The 24,193-nt window shown below is 64.0% G+C and carries 19 protein-coding genes; 8 read left to right on the plus strand and 11 right to left on the minus strand.

Going from position 1 to position 24,193, the window contains the following annotated elements; genetic code table 11:
* The 4 genes from fliN to motA form a co-directional block, all read right to left on the minus strand.
* Positions 1-375 carry a flagellar motor switch protein FliN gene (gene fliN / locus AB7532_RS29500; protein WP_441238191.1) on the minus strand — a complete coding sequence of 125 codons (375 nt, stop codon included), beginning with the start codon at positions 373-375 and terminating at the stop codon, positions 1-3.
* Positions 376-451: 76 nt separating this feature from the next.
* Positions 452-766, minus strand: coding sequence for a hypothetical protein (locus tag AB7532_RS29505; RefSeq protein ID WP_441238192.1), 315 nt, complete (start codon positions 764-766; stop codon positions 452-454).
* Positions 747-1,688 (minus strand): flagellar motor switch protein FliM, encoded by a 942-nt coding sequence (locus AB7532_RS29510; protein WP_441238193.1) that lies wholly within the window; start codon positions 1,686-1,688, stop codon positions 747-749. The genes AB7532_RS29505 and AB7532_RS29510 overlap by 20 nt, the downstream gene beginning before the upstream one ends.
* The gene (gene motA / locus AB7532_RS29515) at positions 1,685-2,581 is read right to left on the minus strand and encodes a flagellar motor stator protein MotA (protein ID WP_441238194.1); all 897 of its coding nucleotides are present in this window, start codon (positions 2,579-2,581) and stop codon (positions 1,685-1,687) included. Before motA ends, AB7532_RS29510 begins: the two co-directional genes overlap by 4 nt.
* 142 nt (positions 2,582-2,723) lie before the next feature.
* Here motA and AB7532_RS29520 point away from each other — a divergent pair, with 142 nt between their 5' ends.
* The 4 genes from AB7532_RS29520 to AB7532_RS29535 all read left to right on the plus strand — a co-directional run bounded on the left by AB7532_RS29520 (position 2,724) and on the right by AB7532_RS29535 (position 7,067).
* Positions 2,724-3,515, plus strand: a complete 792-nt coding sequence (locus tag AB7532_RS29520) for a DUF1217 domain-containing protein (RefSeq protein ID WP_441238195.1) — start codon at positions 2,724-2,726, stop codon at positions 3,513-3,515.
* 3 nt (positions 3,516-3,518) lie between these two features.
* Positions 3,519-4,247: a flagellar basal-body rod protein FlgF gene (flgF, locus tag AB7532_RS29525; RefSeq protein WP_441238196.1), complete on the plus strand. Its 729-nt coding sequence runs from the start codon at positions 3,519-3,521 to the stop codon at positions 4,245-4,247.
* Between the two features lie 48 nt (positions 4,248-4,295).
* Entirely contained in the window at positions 4,296-5,621 is a 1,326-nt protein-coding gene (fliI, locus tag AB7532_RS29530) for a flagellar protein export ATPase FliI (RefSeq protein ID WP_441238197.1), read from the plus strand.
* Positions 5,622-6,431: 810 nt separating this feature from the next.
* Positions 6,432-7,067 carry a MarR family winged helix-turn-helix transcriptional regulator gene (locus tag AB7532_RS29535; protein ID WP_441238198.1) on the plus strand — a complete coding sequence of 212 codons (636 nt, stop codon included), beginning with the start codon at positions 6,432-6,434 and terminating at the stop codon, positions 7,065-7,067.
* Between the two features lie 1,374 nt (positions 7,068-8,441).
* On the opposite strand, the gene AB7532_RS29540 is transcribed toward AB7532_RS29535, so the two are convergent.
* Positions 8,442-10,013: a porin gene (locus tag AB7532_RS29540; protein WP_441238199.1), complete on the minus strand. Its 1,572-nt coding sequence runs from the start codon at positions 10,011-10,013 to the stop codon at positions 8,442-8,444.
* Between the two features lie 511 nt (positions 10,014-10,524).
* On the opposite strand from AB7532_RS29540, the gene AB7532_RS29545 reads away from it, so the two are divergent.
* Positions 10,525-11,004, plus strand: a complete 480-nt coding sequence (locus AB7532_RS29545) for a MarR family winged helix-turn-helix transcriptional regulator (RefSeq protein WP_441238200.1) — start codon at positions 10,525-10,527, stop codon at positions 11,002-11,004.
* Between the two features lie 99 nt (positions 11,005-11,103).
* Here AB7532_RS29545 and AB7532_RS29550 read toward each other — a convergent pair whose 3' ends face one another.
* Entirely contained in the window at positions 11,104-12,183 is a 1,080-nt protein-coding gene (locus AB7532_RS29550) for an alpha/beta hydrolase (protein ID WP_441238201.1), read from the minus strand.
* Between the two features lie 919 nt (positions 12,184-13,102).
* Here AB7532_RS29550 and AB7532_RS29555 point away from each other — a divergent pair.
* The 3 genes from AB7532_RS29555 (at position 13,103) to AB7532_RS29565 (ending at position 17,191) form a co-directional block, all read left to right on the plus strand.
* Positions 13,103-14,167: a ketopantoate reductase family protein gene (locus AB7532_RS29555; protein WP_441238202.1), complete on the plus strand. Its 1,065-nt coding sequence runs from the start codon at positions 13,103-13,105 to the stop codon at positions 14,165-14,167.
* 587 nt (positions 14,168-14,754) lie between these two features.
* Entirely contained in the window at positions 14,755-15,573 is an 819-nt protein-coding gene (locus AB7532_RS29560) for a YkgJ family cysteine cluster protein (RefSeq protein ID WP_441238203.1), read from the plus strand.
* Between the two features lie 103 nt (positions 15,574-15,676).
* Positions 15,677-17,191 (plus strand): helicase HerA domain-containing protein, encoded by a 1,515-nt coding sequence (locus AB7532_RS29565; protein WP_441238204.1) that lies wholly within the window; start codon positions 15,677-15,679, stop codon positions 17,189-17,191.
* Here AB7532_RS29565 and AB7532_RS29570 read toward each other — a convergent pair.
* The 5 genes from AB7532_RS29570 to AB7532_RS29590 form a co-directional block, all read right to left on the minus strand.
* Positions 17,188-19,500, minus strand: coding sequence for a TonB-dependent receptor (locus AB7532_RS29570; protein ID WP_441238205.1), 2,313 nt, complete (start codon positions 19,498-19,500; stop codon positions 17,188-17,190). The genes AB7532_RS29565 and AB7532_RS29570 overlap by 4 nt on opposite strands.
* Complete coding sequence (locus AB7532_RS29575) at positions 19,481-20,554, minus strand: HoxN/HupN/NixA family nickel/cobalt transporter (RefSeq protein WP_441238206.1); 1,074 nt, start codon at positions 20,552-20,554, stop codon at positions 19,481-19,483. The genes AB7532_RS29570 and AB7532_RS29575 overlap by 20 nt, the downstream gene beginning before the upstream one ends.
* A 207-nt stretch (positions 20,555-20,761) precedes the next feature.
* Positions 20,762-21,502 (minus strand): ABC transporter ATP-binding protein, encoded by a 741-nt coding sequence (locus AB7532_RS29580; RefSeq protein ID WP_441238207.1) that lies wholly within the window; start codon positions 21,500-21,502, stop codon positions 20,762-20,764.
* Entirely contained in the window at positions 21,499-22,344 is an 846-nt protein-coding gene (locus AB7532_RS29585) for an ABC transporter ATP-binding protein (RefSeq protein ID WP_441238208.1), read from the minus strand. The genes AB7532_RS29580 and AB7532_RS29585 overlap by 4 nt, the downstream gene beginning before the upstream one ends.
* The gene (locus tag AB7532_RS29590; protein ID WP_441238209.1) at positions 22,344-24,167 is read right to left on the minus strand and encodes an ABC transporter permease; all 1,824 of its coding nucleotides are present in this window, start codon (positions 24,165-24,167) and stop codon (positions 22,344-22,346) included. Before AB7532_RS29590 ends, AB7532_RS29585 begins: the two co-directional genes overlap by 1 nt.
* Positions 24,168-24,193 lie beyond the last annotated feature (26 nt).

Here is a 24,193-nt window from a genome sequence, read left to right on the forward strand (position 1 = left end):
TCAGGTATCACCCTGCCCCAACGGTCCGACAATCTCTGTGAGCGAGACACCGAAGCGGGAATTATCCTCTTCGACGACGACCACTTCGCCACGGGCAACGACGCGGCCGTTGACCACGACGTCGACCGGTTCGCCGACACGATGATCGAGCGGAACCACGGCGCCGCGACCGAGCTTCATCAAATTTGCCACCGGAATGGTCGCCGATCCCAGCACCACCTGCATGGTGACGGGGATGCGCAGGATGGCATCGACATTGGCGAACTTGCCGGTTTCCTCCGCCGTGCGCGCGGCGATTTCCGCCAGCCGCTCCAGCGGCGACGCCTCGGCCTCTACCGATGCCGATGCAGATTCATATTCGAAAGATTGCGCCATTTGGTATCGCCTCTTGGTATTTCCGCCCCCGGAGCGCCGTAACGTTCCGGTCGCACGTGTCCTGCATGTCCCGAATTCAGTGCTTGTTCGCCTCGGCGCCGCCCACGGCCACGGCCGACCGGAGTCCGCTGCGTTCATCGAGCGCCGCGATCGCTTCGTGGGCCTGGTCGATCTTCGTGCTCAGCACGTTGGCGAGCCGGCCCAGATTTGCGGTGGAATCATGCGCCGCGTTGATGACCGTATCGAACGCGCCCGCCGTCTCGTGAACGATGGTCGAAAATTCGCCCTGGTAGCTGCGCAGCCGCGCCAGTTCACGGTGCATCCTGGTCACCCTCATGCTGGTGAAAGCCAGCGCAATCAGCAGAACTGCATCAACGAGATAGGATATCATCGACGAACTCCCGTTTCTGATCGACGGGATCTGCCACCTGCATGGCGTAATAGCCATCAAGCTGGCCGATCTGGCACCAGAACAGCACCTGGTTGTTGCTCTCTAGCCGGGCGAGCGTCCGCGGCGTGGCTTCGAGCTCGAGCACCTGTCCGACATGGAATTTCACGACGTCGTCGAGCGATATCATTTTCTCGTCGAGCACCGCGCTCAGCGTCACCTCGGTGCGATGAACCTCGCTCTCCATCTGCTCGCGCCAGCGCGGATCGGTCGTGCGGCCGTCGCTGGCGGTGACGGTTGCAAGCTTCTGCCGCAACGGGTTGAGCGCAGAGTGCGGAATGATCAGGAACATCTGGCCGCCGCGATAGAGCGCCTGCACCATGATGTTCGCGCAGATCGACATGTTGCTGCTGCGCCCGATCGCCAGCGACGCCATCGCCGTCTCGACCCGCTCGACGCGGAAGGTGACATTGGACGTACCGGCGAAGGCGCCCTGCAGCGCCTTGGCAAACCGCTCGAACAGCGCCTGGACCAGCCGGATCTCGATGTTCGAGAAGGTACGCTCGACATCGAGCGGCGGTTCCGCGCCGTCGGAGCCGAACATCGCCTCGACCATCGTGAAGACGAAGTCGCGATCAAGCATGATGATGACGCGCGAGTCCCACTGCTCGGCATAGAGCACGGCGGCGACCGCGTTGCCCTCGTAGTCCTTGATGATGTCGCCGAGAGGATCGTTGGTGATGCCGTTGACCGAGAAGTAGCACGGCGTTCCGGCCATCGGCTGGAGGCTGTCGGTGCACGATGCCGCCATGCGATCGAAGATCACATTAAGCATCGGCATGCGTTCGATCGATATGCCGGCGGCGTCCAGCAGATAGTTCGGCAGCTGCTTCCGCTGATCGACGTCGAGATCTTCCATCATCATGCGCGGGCAGCCTTCGGTTCAGCGTCGGTCACGACGGCCTTGGGACCCGCGATGGTCTCGTTCTCGACGACGTCGATCGAGGGCCGCTCGGTGCTCGCGATCATCTTGCGGCCATGCTCGACGGCGATCTGCGGCATCGCGCCGTTCATGAACGCCAACAGCGTCTGCTTGACGATGATGTAGGGCCGGCAACGCTTCTCCCGCGTCATCTTGATCTTCAGCGCGAAGGGCGAAAGCACGCCGTAGGACAGGAAGATGCCGGCGAAAGTGCCGACGAGCGCCGCGCCGATGAAGCCGCCGAGGAGTTTCGGCGACTGGTCGAGCGCGCCCATGGCCTTGATGACGCCGAGCACCGCGGCGACGATGCCGAGCGCCGGCAGCGCCTCGGACACCACGACGATCGCATTGTAGGGCGCCAGCTTGGACTTCACGATGGTATGGATTTCTTCGTCCATCAGCGCTTCGATCTCGTGCGTGCGCGCATTGCCCATGATGATAAGGCGGACATAATCGCAGATGAACTGGAGCAGCGGCGGGTCGGCGAGCACGCTCGGGCATGCCTTGAAGATCTCGGAGGACGAGGGATCGTCGATATGCGCCTCGACCTCGTTGCGGCCCTTGCCCCGCAGCTCCCGCATCAGGGAATGGAGCGCGCCGAGCAGATCGAGATAATAGCGCTCACCCGGCACCGCGCCGGTGATGGCCTGCATGCAGGCAACGCCGGTATCGACGATCGTCTTCCACGGGTTGGCAACGATGAAGGTGCCGACCGCAGTGCCCATAATGATCACGAATTCCCACGGCTGCATGAGCACGGCCAGATGCCCGCCCATGGCGGCAAATCCGCCAAGCAGCGCCGCTACCGTGATGAAAATCCCCACGAGACTGCCCAACGCACCGCTCCATCGCCGATCCCACCGGAGATATTTAGTCGGCGAGCCTTGCGCGGGGCTGGCTTCCCGGTCGCCAGCCCCGCGCAAGCAATTCGCGGCAGCTTGCGACCAGGCCGCAGAAGCGGCCAGAGGGGCGTATGCCATGCTATCCACGATCGCGGACTACACCAGACTGACCAAGGACATGGGCAAGTCGCTGACGCAGGTCGCGACCGAGCCGGATGTCAGCCGCGAGACGGACTACTTCCTGAGCCATATCGGCAACGTCAAGACGGTCGACGACTTCCTGAAGGACTATCGCCTCTATTCTTACGCGATGAAGGCCTATGGCCTCAGCGACATGACCTATGCCAAGGCTTTCATGCGCAAGGTGCTGACCGAGGGTGTCTCGGACAAGGATGCCTTCGCCAACAAGCTGTCCGACACCCGCTACCGGCAATTCGCCACCGCCTTCAATTTCGCCGCCCTCGGCGACCAGGCGACCCAGGCGACCGCGGCAACGACCGGCACGGCGACCCAATACGTCACGCAGACGATGGAGGAGAAGGCCGGCGACCAGAACGAAGGTCTTCGGCTGGCGCTCTATTTCACCCGCAAGGCCTCCACGATCACCACCGCCTATCAGGTCCTCGCCGACAAGGCGCTGACCCAGGTGGTCCAGACCGCCATGGGCTGGTCGTCGACGATCAGCTCGTCCGACATCGACGCCCAGGCCAAGATGATCACGGACAAGATCGATCTCACCGACTTTCAGGATCCGGCCAAGGTGACCAAATTCGTGCAGCGCTTCGCGGCGATGTGGGATGCGGCCCAGGCCCAGAGCGACACCTCGACCAACTCCGCCCTGGTCCTGATCGCCGGCGCGTCGTCGACGTCGGTCAGCCTGGATACCGACATGCTCACGACGCTTCAGAACATCCGGTTCAACAGGTAAATCATGCAATCGGCTCTCTATGTCGGCTTGTCGGCGCAGGTTGCGCTCGAGAAGCGCCTCCAGACCATCGCCAACAACGTCGCCAACGTGAACACGGCGGCGTTCCGCACCGACGTGGTGAAGTTCGAGACCGTGCTGTCCAAGGCCGGTGCCAACCCGGTCGCGTTCTCCTCGCCCGGCGACAACATCATCTCGCGCGAGATGGGCAGCATCACCGAGAGCGGCAACCCGCTCGACGTCGCCGTGGTCGGACAGGGCTGGATCGCCTTCGCCGGCCCGAACGGCACGGTCTATACCCGTGACGGCCGGCTCCAGATCGCCCCCAACGGCGATCTTCAGACGGTGTCCGGCTTCCCCGTCATCGACGCCGGCGGCGCACAGATCACGCTCGACCCGAACGGCGGCCCGGTCTCGATCGCACGCAGCGGTGCGATCAGCCAGGACAACAACGAGATCGGCTCCATCGGACTGTTCAACATTCCAGCCGACGCCAATCTCGACCGCTACGGCAATTCCGGTGTCACGCCGGACCGGCCCGCGACCGCCATCGCCGATTTCTCCCGCGACGGCTTCAAGCAGGGCTATGTCGAGGGCTCCGGCGCCAATCCGATGATGGAATTGACCAAGCTGATCGCGGCGTCGCGCGCCTTCGACGGCACCAATTCGATGATCGAGGGCACCGAGAGCTCGCTCCAGAACGCAATCCGGACGCTGGGCGAACCGGGCAAATAGACTTGCAAGTAGAGTGCGCCGCGCGCGCAATGATGGTGGACGGTTTCCTTGAACGCTCTTCGGCAACTCGAGTGGGCGCTGCTGGAGCTTCAGCAGAGCACTCCCCTGGCCAGCGTCAGCGGCGCGATCTCCGAGATCGCACCGACGCATTTCCGTGTCTCCGGCCTGTCGCGCTTCGTCAGGCTTGGTGAGCTGATCGGCGTCAACACGGGCGGCAACCCCCAGATCGGCGAGGTGGTGCGGATCGACAGCGAGGGCATCATCGCCAAACCGTTCGACCGGCAGTTCGCCGGCGGGCTCGGCTCGGTCGCCTACCGGATGCCGCCACTGTCCTTTGCGCCCGATCCAAGCTGGAAGGGCCGCGTCATCAACGCGCTCGGCGCGCCCCTGGACGGACAGGGGCCCCTCACGCCGGGGGCGCGCGCCGTCTCTGCGGAAGCCGAGGCCCCGTCGGCGATGAAACGCGCCCGCGTCCACAAACCGCTGCACACCGGTGTGCGCGTCATCGACCTGTTCGCGCCGATCTGCGCCGGCCAGCGCGTCGGCATTTTTGCCGGCTCCGGCGTAGGCAAGTCGACGCTGCTGGCGATGCTGGCCCGCAGCCAGGGCTTCGACACCGTCGTGCTGGCACTCGTCGGCGAGCGCGGCCGCGAGGTGCGCGAATTCATCGAGGACGTGCTCGGCGCCAACCGCAGCCGCGCCATCACCATCGTATCGACGGGAGATGAAAGTCCGATGATGCGGCGGCTGGCACCGAAGACCGCGATGGCGGTCGCCGAATATTTCCGCGACCGGGGCGAATCGGTCCTGCTGGTGGTCGATTCGATCACCCGTTTCGCCCATGCCGCCCGCGAGGTTGCGCTCGCCGCCGGCGAGCCTGCGGTGGCGCGCGGTTATGCACCAACGGTTTTCACCGACCTGCCGCGCCTCCTGGAGCGCGCCGGCCCTGGCGAGGAGGGATCCGGCACGATCACCGGCATCTTCTCCGTGCTGGTCGACGGCGACGATCACAACGAGCCGATCGCCGACACCATCCGCAGCACCCTCGACGGCCACATCGTGCTCTCCAGGCACATCGCCGACCAGGCGCGCTATCCCGCCGTCGACGTCCTCGCCTCGGTCTCCCGCCTCGCCCACAACGTCTGGGACCCTGAGGAGCGCGAATTGGTGAGCAAGCTGCGCACCATGATCGCGAAATACGAGGACACCCGCGACCTTCGCCTGATGGGCGGATATCAGCCGGGACGTGATTCGGGCCTGGACCAGGCCGTCGACATGGTCCCGCGAATCTACAGCGCGATGCGGCAGGACGCTTCGGCCGGGCCGAGCGCCGATCCGTTCCGCGAATTGCGAGACATGCTCAAGGGCGAGTAGCCAGGCGAGGCCAGGTTCGGCCCGCCGCCATCGCGGCCCTGCTCATGATTGTGACACGCGATCACGCGTGCCGCCGCGCCCATGACGCACGCGCATCAACCGTTCGGCTGAGGATTGAGCCGAACGTGATTCAGCAGGTCCATCTGGCAATCATTGCCACAACAACCGCCACGTGTAATCCTTACGAGTTCCCTTGCCGATTCTCCGGCGGATCGTACAAGTTGTGGATGACGCACCGAGCCGCGTCGTCGTCATGCACAAGCTTCCATCAATTTGCATCAACGACGGGCGGCGACATGCGCGCAATCAAGCTGTAGCATCGTTGCGTGCAAGTCCCTTGTTACACTGCGTATTACGATCACCATCATGTGTCCTCACGAGCGCGATTGTCTTGAACGTTACAATTGCTTCGAGCGACATCCAGTCTCCGAGAGCGTCTCTACTTGATTTTGTTGAGAAGCTCATTCATCGTTTCGGCGGAATACAAGAAACGTCTGCGTGTGACTTGAACTTCAGGGGCTACGGTTGAACAATTCCGATCCATCGTCCGGCTGTGACGGCAACTCGGGCTTTCGTTCGACGACGCTACGCTTGGCGTACCATCATCGACACCGCTTCTCGCGCCGTATCTCGCAATGCCCGTCGGTCCAGGCCGGATGCCGGACAGTCCGTGCCTTTGCACGAAATACGGGCATCGCATATGTGCCGGACATGACGGTTGGTACGGCTTCTCGCGAAACGCTCGCACGCAACGGCGGATTGCGGCTTCGGCGCGCCGCAGACGTGATACCGGGGGCAAGGTAGGAATTCATGCCGTTGGCACGCGAGGCAGTCGAGCTGCTGGTTCAGGCGGCCAGAGCCTGGTATTTCGAAGGCAATCAACACGGGTTGCGTGACCGGGAATGGATGGCGCTGCGCTTTCTCGGCCGCGCCAACAGATTCTCGCGCACGCCGTCCGCGCTTGCCGGCTTCATCGGCGCCACCAGGGCCACCGCATCTCAGATCGTGAAGACGCTGGAGAGCAAAACCTTCCTGGTGCGAAAACCCTCGCACGAGGACAAGCGATCCGTCGTGCTGCACGTCACTGCACAGGGCGAGAAGTGCCTGAGCCAGCACGACCCGATCAATCACGTCGTGAATGCGGTCACCTCGCTTGGCACCGACGAGTGCATCCGCTTGCGCGACTCGCTCCGCGAGATCCTCAATCATCTCGATGCGGCCCATCAGCGGCTCGATGCCAGCATCTGTCGCGACTGCATGTTTCTCGCCGAACGCAGTCCCGCCACGAGCAAGGGACGCACCAGCGCCGAGTTCATGTGCCGGCTGTATCGCGCACCCGTGTCTCTCGAGGAGACCGAACTCCTCTGCACCAGCTTCGAGCGCACCCGCGACCGCCCGAAGATCGAGGAGCATCTCGATCGCGCGCGCGTGGCGAGCCAGGGTTGAGGCGAGCGCTTGCCGTCTGATCGGCGCGCAAGTTTCGCGCGCGTCACGCCGTCGGCGCTTGTGTAAACTTTCATAGACATACTGCCGGTTGAAAGGCGTCTGGTCCTCTCGTGTTCCCGAGGCGCTGCAGTGTGCAACGCTGCTTCGCGGAGTCGAGACCCACGGCGCAGTACGATACGGATGAATGGGCCCCGGCTCTGCAGCCGCACCATTAGGGCGTTGCGCTGCGTCCGGGGCACGAGAGCGGAGTGTGGCGCATTGCTCTCTCCCTCGCGTCATTGCGAGTGTAGCGACTTGTCCACCGAAGCTCGAAGAGCGAAGGCGGAAGCAATCCGGAGTCTTTCCGAGGAAGCAGTCTGGATTGCTTCGCTGCGCTCGCAATGACGGAGTATGAGGCGACAGGTCGTTCTCCAAGTACGGTCATTCCCCGCGAAGGCGGGGAATCCAGTACGCCGCGGCTTCTCGGCTGAACCACAACTGCCTCGGAATACTGGATCGCCCGCCTTCGCGGACGATGACAGCGAGTGTTTGGTTGCAGACATGCGTATTCGCTCTCGCGGCGCATCCGCCCGAGCTTTGCTGGTCACTTCACCCTCGAAGCCAAGAGGGCGCAGGGAAGGCCGGGTGCTGACATCGCACCCGCGGTCCGCCGCGCGAAAACGTAGCGCAAAAGACCGCACAGCAGCATACAGGTGGAGCCGTCACTCGGCCTTCCCTGCGCGATGGTTGGACGGCTTATGCCGTGCTCTCCCGGGAGCCGAGTTCCTTCTGGCCTCCCTCACGCCTGCGAAATCCACCAGCACCGCGCCGGTTGACGCGAGAGCCGCATTCGCAAGCGCTTGACCGTAGCAACGACGGCCAGGACCACACGGTTTTGCCGTACGCACGGCCCGCCATATCGCCGCAGTATTCCCGACCCTGTCGACGGAGCCGGAAACTTACAGACGAGACGAAGCCTGGCAGCGCCGTTCGTCGCGCGAAGCCTCGGGCTCACGGAGAGCAATCCGCCCTGCCCACGCCTCTCGCGCCCGAACGCTGCCGCGTCCACCGCAAGACCCGGCTCGCGACAGTGACGACACAAGATCGCCCCTCTTGGGTGAGCCGGGATGGGCAACACATACGGCAAATCAGAATTTCGGTAAAGTAGAATATTTTTGGCGAGCCGGATTGACCCGCTATCGGGGTGTTTTGCCCGACGGGCAACTGCAGGGCCCGCAGCCCGGATGGAGCGCAGCGAAATCCGGGGAATTGTCAGATGCCGGGCGATCGGCCCCGGATTGCGCTGCGCTCCATCCGGGTTGCGAATCAGTCGAGCAATAAAAAAACACCCGGCGGTTTCCCGCCGGGTGCTTCGTCGAAATGTTTCGACTGATCTTACCAGTTGCGCTGAGCGCGGAGCAGCAGGGTGATGCTGTCCTGGTCCTTCAGCTCGTACAGAGCAGCGGGCTTGGCAGTGGTGCCGGCGCCGGCGTAGCCGACAGTGCCCGAGTACTTCTGGTCGAGATGGGTCCAGTTCAGGTCGCCCGAGAACGTCAGGTTCTTGACCGGAGTCCAGCGGGTGATCAGGCCGATCTGGCCGATGGCGAAGTCCGGGTTACAACCCGTGACGCCGGCCAGGCCGCCGAACACGCCGCCGCCGCCACCAGCGCCGCAGAGAGCGGTCTTGGCGAGCGAGCCGTACTGAGCCTGAGCGTAGGCACCGTACAGCGCGGTGTTCCAGTAGGGATCCCAGTTGTGGGTGTAAGCACCACGGAAGCCCCAGGTCTTGACGGTCTCCTGCGAGGAGCCGGTGACGTACACGGTGTCCGGAGCATTGGCGAAGCCGACGCTCTGGTAGGCAACGCCGGAGCTGCCGAACATCGAGTACGAGCTGCCCGCCAGGTTCTGGAAGTTGTAGCGGGTCGCACCATCGGTGTAGACGGCCGACACGTTGATCACGTCACCCGCACCAGTCGGGATGTTCTTGATCGACAGGGCCAGCTGAACAGCCCAGCCCCACTTGTCGTCGGGGTGGCCAGTCGTCTCGGTCGCGCCGTAGTAAGCGACGTGGTTGTCATGCGCGGCAACCGACGCCTGGAAGAGACCCCAAGCCTGGTCGACACGGACCATACCGACGAGGTTCGGAGAGCGCGAACCGCCGATGGCGTTGGTGCCGTAGGTGCCACCCACCATGCCGGCCGCAGTCGCGCCGGTCAGGTTCTGGTTGCCAGCCTGATAGTAGGAGGTCGCGTCTTCAGCCGAGAAGGCAGCCGTCACGCCCTGACCGAAGTCAGCGGTGTAGGTGAACTGGTTGACACCAGTGACCGTGCCCGAGCCACCGACGAGACCGTCGAAGTTGTTGCCGGGATAGTTGGTCCAGGGCGCGTCGAACTGCGACACGGCCTTACCCATGGTGAAGCCGGCGAACTGGATGAAGGCGTAGTACACGCCGAGCGAACCGGCCGAGGTGTTGCCGTCGGTGCCGTTGACCGACGAACCAACGAGCGCCGGGGCTGCGCCGGAGGTGTTGAGGCCGAGCGAGCCGGTGTAGACGGTGCCGCCCGTGGCCGAGCCGGAGCCCTGATAGCCGCCGGTGGTCCAGGAGAACACGCCGTCGAAGAAGGTACGGACAACGCCGTATTCGGTCGCGGTGCGCGTGTCGATGTTGAGGTCTTCACGAGCGCGCATGGTGTAGTAGTTGCTCAGGCGGTTGTGCGCACCGGCCGGGGAGCCGTTGGCAGCGCCGTAGGAGCTGTTGGTGCCCAGCGCGACTTCAGCGCGCAGATAACCGCCCAGCTTGATGCAGGTGTCGGTGCCCGGGATGTAGTAGAAGCCGGCGCCGTACAGCGAGCAGATCTTGACGTATTCGACTGCCTTGGCCTTCACGGGAAGGTCGGCAGCGAAAGCACCGGAGGCGGCCATCAGGCCGGCTGCCGAGCCGAGAAGAAGCGTCTTCGTAAACTTCATTAGTAAACCTCCAGGTCGGTTCAGGGGGCCCGGCTCCTCGACGGAGGCCGCTCTACCCTCTTCAATTTCCGTTCAATTCAGATCCGCACTGAGGGTCCGGACTGAAACGACAGTGAGGTGCCCCCCCTCCGTCGTGGCTTCACATATAGTTTATAAAAACAATCGCCTCAATTTATTGATTTAATGAATTGTAAGTTCGACGCGAGATGTTGCCTGAGGGCAACAGGGGCGGTCGCAACCTCAAATAAACAATTGTAATATAAAAGAAAAAGCCCTCGGAGGGCATCCCGAGGGCTTTCTTGGAGGTCTCACATCGCTGCCCGCCGAGACGGTCAAGAGCAGCAAAATCTGAGTGGAATGAGACGTAATTTAATTAATTGATTTTTGCAAGCACTAATCGAAAAGGCCGTTTTGAACATGCAGGATCCCCCAAATTGGCCGGCGCGCGATTTGCGAGACGCTTCCGCAATATCCCTTTAAAAGAAGGGTCAGGGGAAACGGGGGAAGCCACATGATCGAGAAAAAACTCGACAGGGCAATTACGGACTTCATCTGGAATGTCGTCGAGATCAACTCGCAGCTGGAGGACATCCACACCAGCTGGGCCGGACTGCTGGGCATTACCGAGCCGCAGTGGCTGATTCTGATGGCCATCACCGAACTGGACGCGGGGCGAGGCGTCGCCGGTATCGACATCGCGAACAAGCTGCGGGTCCACCCGGCCTTCGTGACCAATCAGACCAAGAGCCTCGAAAAGGCCGGCTTCCTGTCGCGGCGGCCGGGAGACGACGACGCGCGCTTCGTCCTGATGTCGCTGACGCCGAAGGCAACCGCGGACATCGAAAAACTGTCCAAGCGAAAACTCGCCTTGAACTCCACCATGTTCAACGATCTCGACGAGAAGACCCTGGCCGATCTGAACGCCGCGCTTGCAACCATCGCCAAGAACGCCCGGCTGGCTGCACGATTGCTGGCGATCGACGTGTCGTGATCCGATTGTGCCGGGCGCGGAAGCTGCCCGGCATGCGTGGTTCGCCAGGCGATGCAGAGTATCGTGCGGAAAAGCCCGCTTTGGCGCGGTCCCCGCCGGCTAGAGGTAGGTCACGGGCTCGAGCTGACGGGCCGTTCCAAGCTTGCTGTCGAGCCATTCGACGATGAAATCGTCCATTGCGACGAAATTCTCGACCTCGCCCAGGGGATGCGGGATGCGACTCGGCACGACGACCGAGCAATCGGCTCCGGCCTGCCGATAGGCGGCTTGCAGCTCCAGTGCATCCTGCTCCCACACCATCGAGCGGCTCCCGACGGCCATGAGAAGCGGACAGGCGATTCGACGCGGCGGCGACGAACCGGTCGAGGTCTCGTCACGATTGGCCTGCTCCAGACCGGTCATCCAGCCAAGTGAAGCCCGACGCATCACCGGCGCCAGAAGACCGCCGTCACACACGGCGGCAGCGACCCTGCGATCGGAGAGGGCAAGACGGGAGGCATGAACGGCGCCTGCCCCTTCGCCATAGATTGCGATCCGCTGCGAGCAGACATCCGGACGGGTTTCGAGATAGTCCAGCCAGCATTGGAGCATGTGCTCCGGCTTCAAGGAGCGTCGAACAGATGGATTGCAGGCATCAATGAGCAGGAGCGACATGTTCTGGCGCGGTGAAGCCGCAAGCAGCCTGCTCATCATCGAGCCCAGCGTGATGTCCTCATCACTGAGGCAGATCACAGCAGGCGCGGAAGGCCCATGACCGCAAGCCGGGACAAAGATTCCGGTCAGCGCCTCTTGATCAAAGCAATCAATCCTGACGCGCTCGATTGCTGGGCCCGCATCATTCTCGAAGCCTCTCAGGCTGAAACCGACTTTGTCTGCAAGGTCGGAATCTTCGATGTCTCCCGGACAAGCCAGATTTCTCGCGACTTCAAGCGCCGTCAGCGCGCATAGCCACCCTTCCCGCGCCGTCTGAACGGATCCGTTGTCGCGCGCGGATTCCGCGAACGTCCGGTAGTCGTCTGCGATTCCCAGCCAGTCCGAAATCCACAGACGCCTGTGCGGCTCGCGCACGAGCTCTGCGACGGACAAGCTTTCGAAAAATCCGGCAACACGATTCCGCAACCGCGCCAGGCTTCGACCGGCGCCATCGCACGAGCCGTGAGGCCAATGATCACCTTCCATGTCAGTCCCCGAGCGGTCCCGTCAGCGATGGCCCGGACCGAAGTGCGGACTTGTCGGCTTCGCTTTCGGCGCAGCGCCCTGCATGCTCGATGCGTTCGCAGGCATGCCTGATCGCATCGACCCAACTTGCGCCTGCGGATATTGCCCGCCCCGTTGATCTCTTTCGCCGCATTTGCGCGACCCACCCCAACCTCATGATCCTTCCGCCTTCCCTTCGCGCGGCGAAGACACCGGACGGACCAATCTGCATTCCAAACGAGCCAGCCTTCGAACTACACGCCACGCCAGCTCAGCTCAGCTCAATCGTCACGTCTCAGCTCCTTTGCTGATCCCCGTTTTGCGAGCGCACTCTGCCATCTTTGTCGTCCCGCACTTGTACTTTTTTGTTGCTGCAGACGACTAAAAATTACCTCGGATGATCACAGAAGAGGCATGACTGTATCGGCTGCAATTGTGACGGAGTGATACAGCAGCAGATGCGACGGATTGCCGCTATATCGATGCCTGATTGTCGCGGGAAAAACTGGAGACGCCGGATTCAACTTTGCTCATTCGATCGAATGACGCAACGTAATATATCGTCTAACGATATATTACATAAATCCGAATACCGCATGGTTTGATCATCACGGGCTGCTGGGCATTTGTCCACCGCGCAACAACAGGCCCCATCACCCCGGATGGATCCCACAGGCCGGCGAACTGCCGCCCGATGACAAGCTCCGCGCGAAGCCGGACTCCCGCTCTCGGCAAGGACCCGGATTGCGCTACTGTCCGCCCGCCCTGCGGAATATTTCGGCCGTTCCTTGTATGCATTATCCCAGTTGCCATCCCGGCAGACTTCGCTTTACATGCCGGCAACTGGCCCGCGGATGACGGCCCGGGCGCAAAAATCACACACATTTCAAAGGGACGGAACATGGCGCGCAACATCCTGATTCTTGGGGCTTCCTACGGCTCCCTGCTGGGCACGAAGCTGCTAATGGCAGGGCATAACGTGACCCTGGTCTGCCGCTCCAAGACCGCCGAGCTGATCAACCGCGACGGTACTGAGGTGCGCATCAAGCTGCGCGACGAAGCGGTGCATCGGGCGATCTTCTCACGCGACCTGCCGGGCAAGCTCGACGCGGTGACGCCGGCCAATGTCGACCTTTCCCGCTCCGACATGGTCGGCCTTGCGATGCAGGAGCCGCAATACACCAACCACACGGTGCGCGTTCTCATGGTCAGGATCGCCGCGGCGAAGCTGCCGTGCCTGTCGATCATGAACATGCCGCCGCTTCCCTACCTCAAGCGGATCCCCTCGCTTGCCGACATGGACCTCGAGGAGGCCTATACCAATGCGCAGGTGTGGGAGCGCTTCGAGCCGGGCCTCGTGACGCTCTGCTCGCCCGATCCGCAGGCCTTCCGTCCGCCGGAAGAGGCCGCAAACGTGCTGCATGTCGGCCTGCCCACCAACTTCAAGGCCTCGGCCTTCGCCGACGAGAAGCACAACAAGGTGCTGCGCGAACTCGAAGCCGACATCGACGCGGTGACGCTCGACGGCCACGACGTTCCGGTGAAGCTGAAAGTGTTCGACTCCCTGTTCGTGCCGCTGGCGAAATGGTCGATGCTGCTCACCGGCAATTATCGCTGCATCACGCCGAACGAGCCGCAGTCGATCCGCGACGCCGTGCACGGCGATCTCGCGCGCTCGCAGACGATCTATGACCATGTCGACTCGATCGCACGCCGCCTCGGCGCCGATCCGCAGGACCAGGTGCCGTTCGCGAAATACGCCAAGGCCGCCGAAAGCCTGCTCAAGCCGTCCTCGGCGGCGCGCGCGGTGGCGAGCGGCGCCCCCTTCATCGAGCGCGTCGATCTGCTGGTCAAGCTGATCTCGCATCAGCTCGGCACGCCCAATGCCGAGATCGACCGCACGGTCGAAACCGTCGACCTGAAGCTGAACGAAAAGATCGTGCAGGGCGGATCGGGCGCGCAGTAGCGCGCCCGCGACCTCTTTCCCGGATATCAAACACTCGACCCTGGTCTTCCGTCGTTGCGCGCATCGCGCAACGACTATTCGCGTGTGATGTTTCAAAGCACGCGGTTCCCGGTGTGGCGCGAAACCAACGCGGGCGCGAACCTCATTGCCGCTTTTCGATAGCGCATGCACATGTCGAGGGCGGCGCGTCCTGCTGACAAACGCGACCGTATCTCGTCAATCACGCGAACGTGTCGTCGGTGCGCGATGGCTGCCCGCAGCCGCAAATATCACGACTGCGTGAGACGTAAGCATGCTGCCCGTCATGTCTCGGCACATCGCGATGTGAAAACGCGTTGTTTGCCCGCGAATTCAACCAAAGCGCACATGGCTCCGCGTCATCGCGGGCGCGAACGAGATCTCACGCTCCGCATGTGATCCTCCATTTACGCAAGCGCTGCATGCGCGCGCGGCGGGCTCGGCTTCTTGTCTCGCGAACAGGCCTGAGCAAGATAGCTTTGCAAGTCACCTGTCCGCTACGCCCTCTCACGGGCGGCGGGCAGCGCTGGCGTTTGGGATCCAGACAAAAACCAGAGAAGAAAAGAAGAATGGATCAGTCGATGCTCAGCGTCGTCCGTGCGGTCGAGGCGGGCGCGACGACGATGAAGGGCGTGATCGACGCGACCGGACTGTCCCGTCTCAAGATCGAACGTGCGCTGCATGCGCTGGAGAAGCAGAAACTCCTGGTCCGCGACGGCCAGGGTTTTCGCGCGACCGGTCTGCCGAAGGCGGCGCCGCTGACCCGGCAATGCGGATCGTGCAACGCCTGCTGCGATATTCTGGAAGTCGCCGCCGTCGACAAGCCGGTGAACCAGCTCTGCCAGCATTGGCAGACGGGCACCGGGTGCAGCATCTACGAGCGGCGTCCGCAGATGTGCCGGTCCTTCGTCTGCGCCTGGCTGCAAGGCCATCTCGACGACGACTGGTTCCCGGCGAAGTCAGGCATCATCGTGCATTTCAGCCAGGACGCCGTGAACGTGACGGTCGACGACGACTGCCCCGATCGCTGGCGCGAGGAGCCCTATTTCAGCAAGCTGGCCGAATGGTCGCTGAACGGCATCAGGCGAATCGGCAACCGCGGCTATGCGACGCTTGTCGTCTCCGGCAGTGACCGGTTCCTGCTGCTCGGGCGCACCATCGTTCCCGAGCCGACGCTGTCAGGCACCGCATTCCTGCCGCTGACCGCCGACACCTTCCGGTTCTGGCGGGCGAATTCGGCCGAGCATTTGCAGCGGCTGCACGAGCGCATCGCCGAGATCGAGCGCATCCGGCAAGAATTCGGCTCCTGCGCGATCCCCGAGAACGAGGACGACGATCCGCAGGCGCCCTATCGGCCCGCACTTCTACGGCAATCGAATCCCGCCTGAACGCCGCCGTGGGCAACACGGCATGATTCGCGCTGGAACGCTCGACGCGCCGCGGCCGGATTGATAAGCCCCTGTCCGCTGATGATGGGGACTTGAGTCGGGCATGACGGTTGCGATCGAGATGGGGCAGACCACGGCGGGCGCCGCGGCCGCCATGGACCTCGAGGAACTCCTGGCGACCCGTCTGCTGGTGCAGGGCAATTCGGGTTCCGGCAAGTCGCATCTGCTGCGACGGCTGCTGGAGCAGAGCGCACCTTGGGTGCAGCAGGCCATCATCGATCCCGAAGGTGACTTCGTCACGCTGGCCGAGCGCTTCGGCCACCTCGTCATCGAGGCCGAGGATCACACCGAGCGCGGTCTGCAGGTCGCCGGCGAACGGGCGCGGCTGCATCGCGTCTCCACCGTGCTCAATCTCGAAGGGCTGGACGCCGAGAACCAGATGCGGCGCGCCGCCGCCTTCCTCGGCGGTCTCTTTGATGTGGAGCGGGACCATTGGTACCCGATGCTGGTGGTGGTGGACGAGGCACAGCTGTTCGCACCCGCCGTCGCCGGCGAAGTCTCGGACGAAGCGCGAAAACTGTCGCTCGGCGCCATGACCAACCTGATGTGCCGCGGCCGCAAGCGCGGACTGGCCGGAGTCATCGCGACGCAACGTCTGGCGAAGCTCGCCAAGAACGTCGCCGCGGAGGCCTCGAACTTCCTGATGGGCCGCACCTTCCTCGACATCGACATGGCGCGCGCCGCCGACCTGCTCGGCATGGAGCGGCGGCAGGCCGAATCCTTTCGCGATCTCGAGCGCGGCCAGTTCATGGCGCTGGGACCTGCGCTGTCGCGGCGCCCGTTGCGTCTGCACATCGGCCCGACCGACACCCATGCGCGCAATTCGACGCCGCGGCTGATGCCGCTGCCGGAAGCCGCACTTGAGAATATGCGCGCCGTGATCCTGGCGGCGCCGCCGCCGGATGCCAGCCGCCCGCAGCGCCGGCCCGCGCCTGACCTGCTCGAACAGCTCCGCGCCGCGAAGGCGGCCGCCACGCCGGAGATCCGGACCGAGATGGTCGAGGTGCCGGTCAGTGCCGAGGAGCTGGCGGAGCGGCGCGAGCGCGTGAATCGTACGTTGCGCGCCGTGCTCGACGCGCCGGACGCCGGCTTCCGCGCCGTCGGCGTACTCTACCAGGAATTCGTGGTCCGCTGCCGCATCGAAGGCCTGGGCGCGGCCGTGCCTGACCTGAACGAATTCCGCCGCATGCTGACACATGCGCGCGCCGGCCTGGGCACGGACCTCGCCGAAGGCGACGACTGGCAGGACGTGACGCTGCGCGCCTCGATCCTGCCCGACGACATGCAGGGCGTGTTCATGATGATCGCGCGCGCGGCCAAGGAAGGCTGGCCCTGCCCCGGCGATGCCGCGATCGCGCGTGCCTATGGCTCGCATTCGCTGCGCCGCGCCCAGCGTTTGCTCGGCTACATGGAAGAGCAGGGCTTGATCGTCGTCCAGCTCGACGGCGGCGGCCGCAGATTCGTAACGCTGGTGGAGCTGGCCTGGGCCACCGCGCCGGGCGATCCCAATGCCGACGATCTGCCGGCGGAGCCGGCCGCGAGCGCGGCGTCGGCCTAGAACGTACCGGCCATCGTCACGCGAAACGTCAGCGGCTCCACGGGATGCAGCACGTAATCCATCACGCCGTTCTGGCAGACCGCGGTCGGCGCGACGCCGCCGGTGCAGAGATTGTACAGCGTGTCGGTCTTGAGCAGCGAGCCGTAGGCGTAAGTGATCTGGTTCCCCTGCGTGTTGAAGAGATTGAGCACGTCGAGCTGGATGCGCCAGCCATTGTCGGTGCGATAGCCGAGGCGGCCGTTGAAGATGCTGGTCGCGGATGAGCGGAACGCATTGTCTTCCGTCAGCGGGCTCGACGCCAGATAGCGCCAGCGCAAGGTCCCGAACCAGCCGGTTTTCTCGCCGAGCGTGATGCCGGCCGAGGCCACCATCGCCGGCGCATTCGGAACGTAATTGCCGGGCGCGTTGCCGATCTGCGCTTCGGGATAGCCGGCGAGCGAAGCGTAGACCTCCGCCTGCTCGCTGTCGAAGCCACGAAAGCGCGCATGCGTCATGGCGAGATCGGCGTCGATGTCGATCCAGGAGCGCGGGCGATAGTGATTGGTCCACTCAAAGCCATAGCGGCGGCTGGCGCGGGTCGCCGAGGTATCGCCGGCATCGCCGGAGAACAGGATCTCGGAATCCTGGTCGAGAACGAAGAGGCTGAGCGAAGTGTCGAGGCCCGGGACGATCCTGCTGCGCACGCCGACCTCCGCGCCCTTGGTGCGCACCAGCAGCGGGGATGGCGTCAGGCGTGTGGCGGGATCGCTGGGATCTTCCGTCGTGGTCGCCCCGCGCGCGTCGTTCGAATGCATGCCGGTGCCGGCGCCAACGAAGAATTCGGTCTGGTTGAATGGCCCGAGCACTATCCTGAATTTGGGACTGCCGAGCGCGGCATCGGCACGGCCTGAGTTGTTCGCGTTGAACAGCGAAGTGACGTCGGCGGCGTAATAATCGCCGCGCAGACCAACGGTCGTCCTCAGCCAATCGGTCCAGCGCACGGTGTTCTCGGCATAGAGACCGAAGCTGCCCTCGCCGACCTTGTCGCTGCGGGTGTTGGACACGAAGCCGCGCTGGAAAGTATTGGTCAGCGCCAGATCGATCGCGTCGTAGCGCGATTGCAGCCCGATGGTGGTCTGCATCGGCAGGCCGGCGAACGAGCCGTTCAGCGTACGCGAGATGTTGGCGCCGGCCATCAGGCGGTCGTCGTGCTGGTGGAACTGGTCGCCGAGCACCGGGTCGCTGAGGAAGTAGGTGAAATTGTTGAAGAGATCGAGCTGGCTCTTCACGACATAGGCGTTGGCCTTCCACGAGCCGAGATCGTCGCTCTGCGCGACGCGGCCCGAGAGTGCAAAACGGTTGGTGTTGCCGCCGTCGCTTGGATCTTCCGAGCCGAACCGGCTGAGAAAGCCGGACGCGATCGCGCGCTGTGGCACCTGGTCGGTCGAATTCCATTTATTCGCATAGGCCATGCCGGTGATGGAGACGCCGTCGGTCGCGGTGCCCTGGCTGTAGCGCACGAGGCCGTTGAGCTTGCGCACATTGTCCGGATTGTCCCACGGGCCGTTATAGGTCCCGATCTCGCCGGCGACGAGCAGCGAGCCATCGCCCACTTTCGCTGAGTTCATGCCGAGCAGGCGGCGATAACCAAAACTGCCGGCGGTGACCTGCGCAAGACCCCTGGTGCGGTCGATCAGGCCGATATGCACGCTGCCGACCGAGGCGAAATCGCCCTCATCGGCAAAATACGGTCCCTTGCGCACGTCGATCGCGGCGATGGTTTCCGGGATCAGCCAGTTCAAATCTGCATAGCCCTGGCCATGCGCGTGCGTGCGCATGTTGACGGGGACGCCGTCGACGGTGATCGCGAGGTCGGTGCCGTGATCGAGATTATAGCCGCGCAGAAAATACTGGTTGGCTTTGCCCTCGCCGGAATGCTGGGTCACGATCAACCCCGGCACGGCTTCGAGCGCCTCGCCCGGCCGCGTGAAGGGGCGCGCGTTGACCTCCGCACCGGAGATGGTGATCTCGCTCGCCATGCCAGGCGGGCCGTTTGCGCCGGAGCCAACGCTGCGGGCATCGGATGATTGCGTTGCGGCCGGATCGACGACGACGCGCCCGCTAGGCTGGACGGGCCTGCTGGCGTGTCGCGATGCGGCAGGCTTCTTGTGAGGCCTGGTCTCACCGCCGGAGATCTGGACCGGCGGCAATTCGCGTGAGGCGCCATTGCTCTGTGCAAACGCACTGCCCTCATCGGCGAGAAGCACGATGGCGGAGAGTGCCGTCAGCCCACCGCGACGACAGAAAGACTCAGGCCGTCTCGGTCGCATCGGCGCCTCGAAGCACGTCAGCACGCAAAGAGTCGCTCGCGAACATGCGGCGATAGAGCAGGACCGAGACGAGCCACGCGACCGCAAACAGCGCGATCACGGCGAAGCCGACATTGGCAAGCGACTCGTTGAGCCCGTCGACCAGCGTCCACAGGCCGCCGCTCACGCCAAGCCGGTCGGCGACCAGCCCGAGCGCCTCGATGCCGCCGATGAACAGCGCGACCGCGACGGAAGCCCCGGTGATCGTGAGATTGTACCAGAGCTTGCGCAAGGGATCGACGAAGGCCCAGCGATAGGCGCTGACCATCAGCGCGGAGTCGGCCGTGTCGACCAGCGCCATGCCGGCGGCAAACAGCGCCGGGAAGACCAGAACGTCGGCGAGCGAAGCCCCGCGCGCGGCTTCGCTGGCGGAGATGCTGAGCAGGCCGATCTCGGTTGCGGTGTCGAAGCCCAGCCCGAACAGGAGCCCGAGCGGATACATGTGCCACGGCGTTGTCACCAGGCGGAACATCGGGCCAAGCAGCCGCGCCAGGAATCCGCGATTGGCGAGCAGCTTGTCGAGGCCTTCGGCGTCGTGAACGCCCTGCTCGCGCGCCATTCGAAACGTCCGCCACAGGCCGACGAAGATGGCAAGATTGATCGCTGCGATCACCAGCAGAAACAGCGCCGACACCGACGTACCGATAAAGCCGCCGATCTCCTTGAGCAGGCTGTCGCCGCCAAGGCTCACCACGCCAAGCGCAAGCAGCATGGTCGCGATCACGACGACGGTGGAATGACCGAGCGCGAAATAGAGGCCCACGCTGCGTGGCGTATCGCCTGCCTGCATAAGCTTGCGCACGACATTATCGATGGCTGCGATGTGGTCGGCATCGACGGCGTGGCGGAGGCCGAACACCCAGGCGAGCAGCGCGGTCGCCATCACCGTGGGACGGTCGCCGAACGCCGCGAAGGCCCAGGCCCATGCGGCGATGTTGGCGGCCATGAGCCCGCCAAACAGCAGCACGACACCGGGCTCGACCGCCCGCAAGGACCATTTCGTCACGAACATCATTCCGTCTGCCGCACGCCCCATCGCGGCAGCGGTATGATCTTTTCATAGAATGATCACACTGACTAGTTGCCGGTTGATGATCGCGTATGCGGATTTGCCGGGAGGTCGTCATGCCCGGGCTTGTCCCGGGCATCCACGTTCTTCGTGACAAGAGCTGAGACGTGGATGGCCGGGTCAAGCCCGGCCATGACGCGGGGATGGATCGAGCTAAGCCGCTTCAGACCCACCAAGATAGGCATCCCGCACCCGCGGATCTTCCTTCAGCTCGCGCGCCGGGCCCGAGAGCACGATCTTGCCGGTCTGGAGCACATAGGCCTCGTGCGCGATCTCGAGGGCGAGGCTGGCATTCTGCTCGACCATGAAGACCGAGACGCCCTCCTGGTTGACGGTGCGGATCAGCTCGAGCACGCGATCGACATAGAGCGGCGACAGGCCCATGGTCGGCTCATCCATCACGATCATCCTGGGACGGCTCATCAGCGCACGCGCCATCGCGACCATCTGCTGCTCGCCGCCGGAGAGCGAGCCGGCGCGCTGCGACAGTCGCTGCCCAAGCTTCGGGAACAGCGTGAGCATCTTGTCGAGGTCCTGCGCGATCGCCTCACGGTCGTTGCGCACGAAGGCGCCCATCAGGATGTTTTCGCGGACGCTCATGTCCGCGAACAACCGCCGTGCCTCCGGCACAGAGGCGATGCCGCGGCGGACGATCTGCGGCGTGGTCAGCCCCAGCAGCGAGGCGCCGTCGAAGGTCACATCGCCCGAGCGCGGCTTCACGAGACCCAGAATGATCTTCATCGTCGTCGACTTGCCGCTGGCGTTGCCGCCGAGCAGGCACACGATATGGCCGCGGCCGACCGTGATCGACAGGTCGAAATGCACCTGGGCCTGGCCGTAGAAGGTGTTGACGCCCGAGAGCGTGAGCAGCGGTTCGGATGCGCTTGTCGTCATGCCACGCTCTCCGGCTCCGGTGTCCCTGACAGGCCGTGGCCGAGATAGGCTTCGATCACCTTGGGATCGGTACGCACCTTCTCGCCCGGCCCTTCCGCGATCTTCCTGCCCTCGTCCATGACGAGGACGCGGTCCGAAAGGCGCATCACCATCTCCAGCTTGTGCTCGATCAGGAGGATGGTCAGCCCTTCCGCCTTCAGTTCGGCGACGAGTGCCTGCATCTCCGCGGTCTCGGTCGGATTCATGCCGGCGGTGGGCTCATCCAGCAGCAACAGTCGGGGTTTCAGCGCGAGCGCACGCGCGATCTCGATACGGCGGCGGTTGGCGTAGGACAGGCTATAGGCGGGCTGATCGATGCGCGGCAACAGACGCTCACCGAAGCGCGCGAGAATGACCTTCACCTCCTCGCGCAGCCGCTCTTCCTCGGCTTTGACGCTGGCCGGGCGCAACAGCGCCAGTCCCAGCTCCAATAGCGGGCCGATCACGGGCACGGCCGGTTTCACCGCGCGCAGCCGCGTATGCGCGCCGATCAGGACGTTGTCCATGACGCTGAGATTGCCGAAGACCCGGCCGAGCTGGAAGGTGCGCGCGATACCCTGACCAGCGAGCCGCTCCGGCGAGAACCCGGTGATGTCCTGGCCCTCGAAGCCGACATGGCCCGCATCCGGCCGGTCGAGCCCGGTCACGAGATTGAACAGCGTCGTCTTGCCGGCGCCGTTCGGGCCGATGATGCTGATCAGCTCGCCTTTGGCGAGATCGAGATCGATGGCGTCGACCGCAGTGAGACCGCCGAAGCGACGCGTCAATCCGCGCAAGGACAGCATGGGGGCGCGCTCCGCCATTACATCGTCCCCAGCAGGCCCTGCGGCCTGAACCGTACGAGCAGCAGCAGCACGATGCCGTAGATCAGGATGCGGTACTCCGCCGCGATCCGGAACAGTTCGGGCAAGCCGACCAGCGCGACCGCTCCGAGAATCGCGCCGACGACATTGCCGAGGCCGCCGAGAATCACGACCGTGAGCGCCAGGATCGATTGCTGCGTGTTGAAGGTCTCGTGGTTGATGTAGGAATAGAGATGCGCGGCGATGCCGCCGCTGACACCGGCGGCGAAGCCGCCGAAGATGAAGGCCAGCGATTTGTAGCGGTTCAGGCTGAGGCCATAGGCGCGTGCGGCGATGTCGTCGTCGCGGATGGCGCGAAAGCTGCGGCCGAGATGCGAGCTGAGCAGACGTCCCTGGAGCAGCGCCAGCACGACCATCACGATAAAACTGAACCAGTAGATCGAATTCGGGCTGATCAGCTCGTAGCCGAACAGCGACAGCGGCGGAATGCCGGAGATGCCGATCGGGCCTCGGGTGACGCTTTCCCAGTTCAAAATCACCAGTGACACGATCTCGCCGATCGCAAGTGTCGCGATCGAAACATAATGCCCGCGCAGGCGGAATGACGGCGAGATCAGCGCGGTGCCAAGCGCGGCGCTCATCAAGCCACCGCCGATGATGGCGAGGCCGACAGGCACGGAGAAGGTCAGTGACAGCAGCGCGGAGGTGTAGGCGCCGATCGCGAGCAGTGCGGCGTGCCCGAGCGAGACCTGCCCCACCGTGCCCGCAACCAGCGTCAGGCTGAGCGCGAGCATGCCGAGCAGCCAGGCGTTGATCAGGGTCTGGAGCACGTAGAAGGACACGGGGAAGAACGGCAGGATCGCGAAGATCGCGGCCGCAAGCAGCAGGGCCCAGCGCGGGATGCGGACGGGACGGCTCGGCGCAATGAAGGTGCCGGTAAGCGGCTCGGGCGGCGCCTGCCGCGCGCTGGCGAACAGGCCGTTCGGCCGCAGCACGAGCACGACGACCAGCAGCAGGAACGCGAACAAATTACGGTAGCTGGTGCCGAACACGGCCACGCCGTAGCTCTCCACCAATCCGAGCAGCAGGCTGCCGATCACCGCCCCCGGCACGTTGCCGGCACCACCGACGACTTCCGCGACGACGCCCTTCAGCGTCGCCTGAAGGCTCATCGCGGTGTCGATCTGGTTGTAGTACATGCCGACCAGCATGCCGGAGACGCCGCCGAGCGCTGCCGCAATGCCAAACACCGCCTGATTGACGCGGTTGACGTCGACGCCCATCTGCATTGCCGCATCGCGATCCTGCGACGCCGCGCGCACCGCCCAGCCGAGCTTGCTGTAGCGCAGGAACACGAACAGCAACAACGCGCTGGTAAGACCGACGCCGGCGATCAGGAGATCGAGCGGGCCGATGGTGCCGCCACCGACCTGGAAGCGAACGTCAGGCAACTGGCTCGGCAGCGCGCGCGGATTGGGCGAGAAGGTCAGCATCACCAGCTGGTCGAGCACGAAGCTGATGCCTATGGTCGCGAGCAGCGGCGCGATGCGCACCGAGTTTTGCAGCGGCCTCAGGCCGAACCGCTCGATGATCAATCCAACGATCGCGGCGGCCACTGCCACCACGATAATGGTCAGCGGCAGCGGCGTATGCAGCTGCACCACCGCGACCCAGCCGACATAGGCGCCGACGAGATAGATCGAGCCCTGCGCAAAGTTGATCAGCCGGCTGACGCCGAAGATCAGCGCAAGCCCGACCGCAACGAGGGCGTAGACATTGCCGACGATCAGCCCGTTGATCGTGTAGTCGAGCCAGGAAGACACGCAGCGTTCCTAATCAAGGGTGATCA

It is taken from the genome of Bradyrhizobium sp. 930_D9_N1_4, from assembly GCF_052076015.1.
Lineage (GTDB): Bacteria > Pseudomonadota > Alphaproteobacteria > Rhizobiales > Xanthobacteraceae > Bradyrhizobium.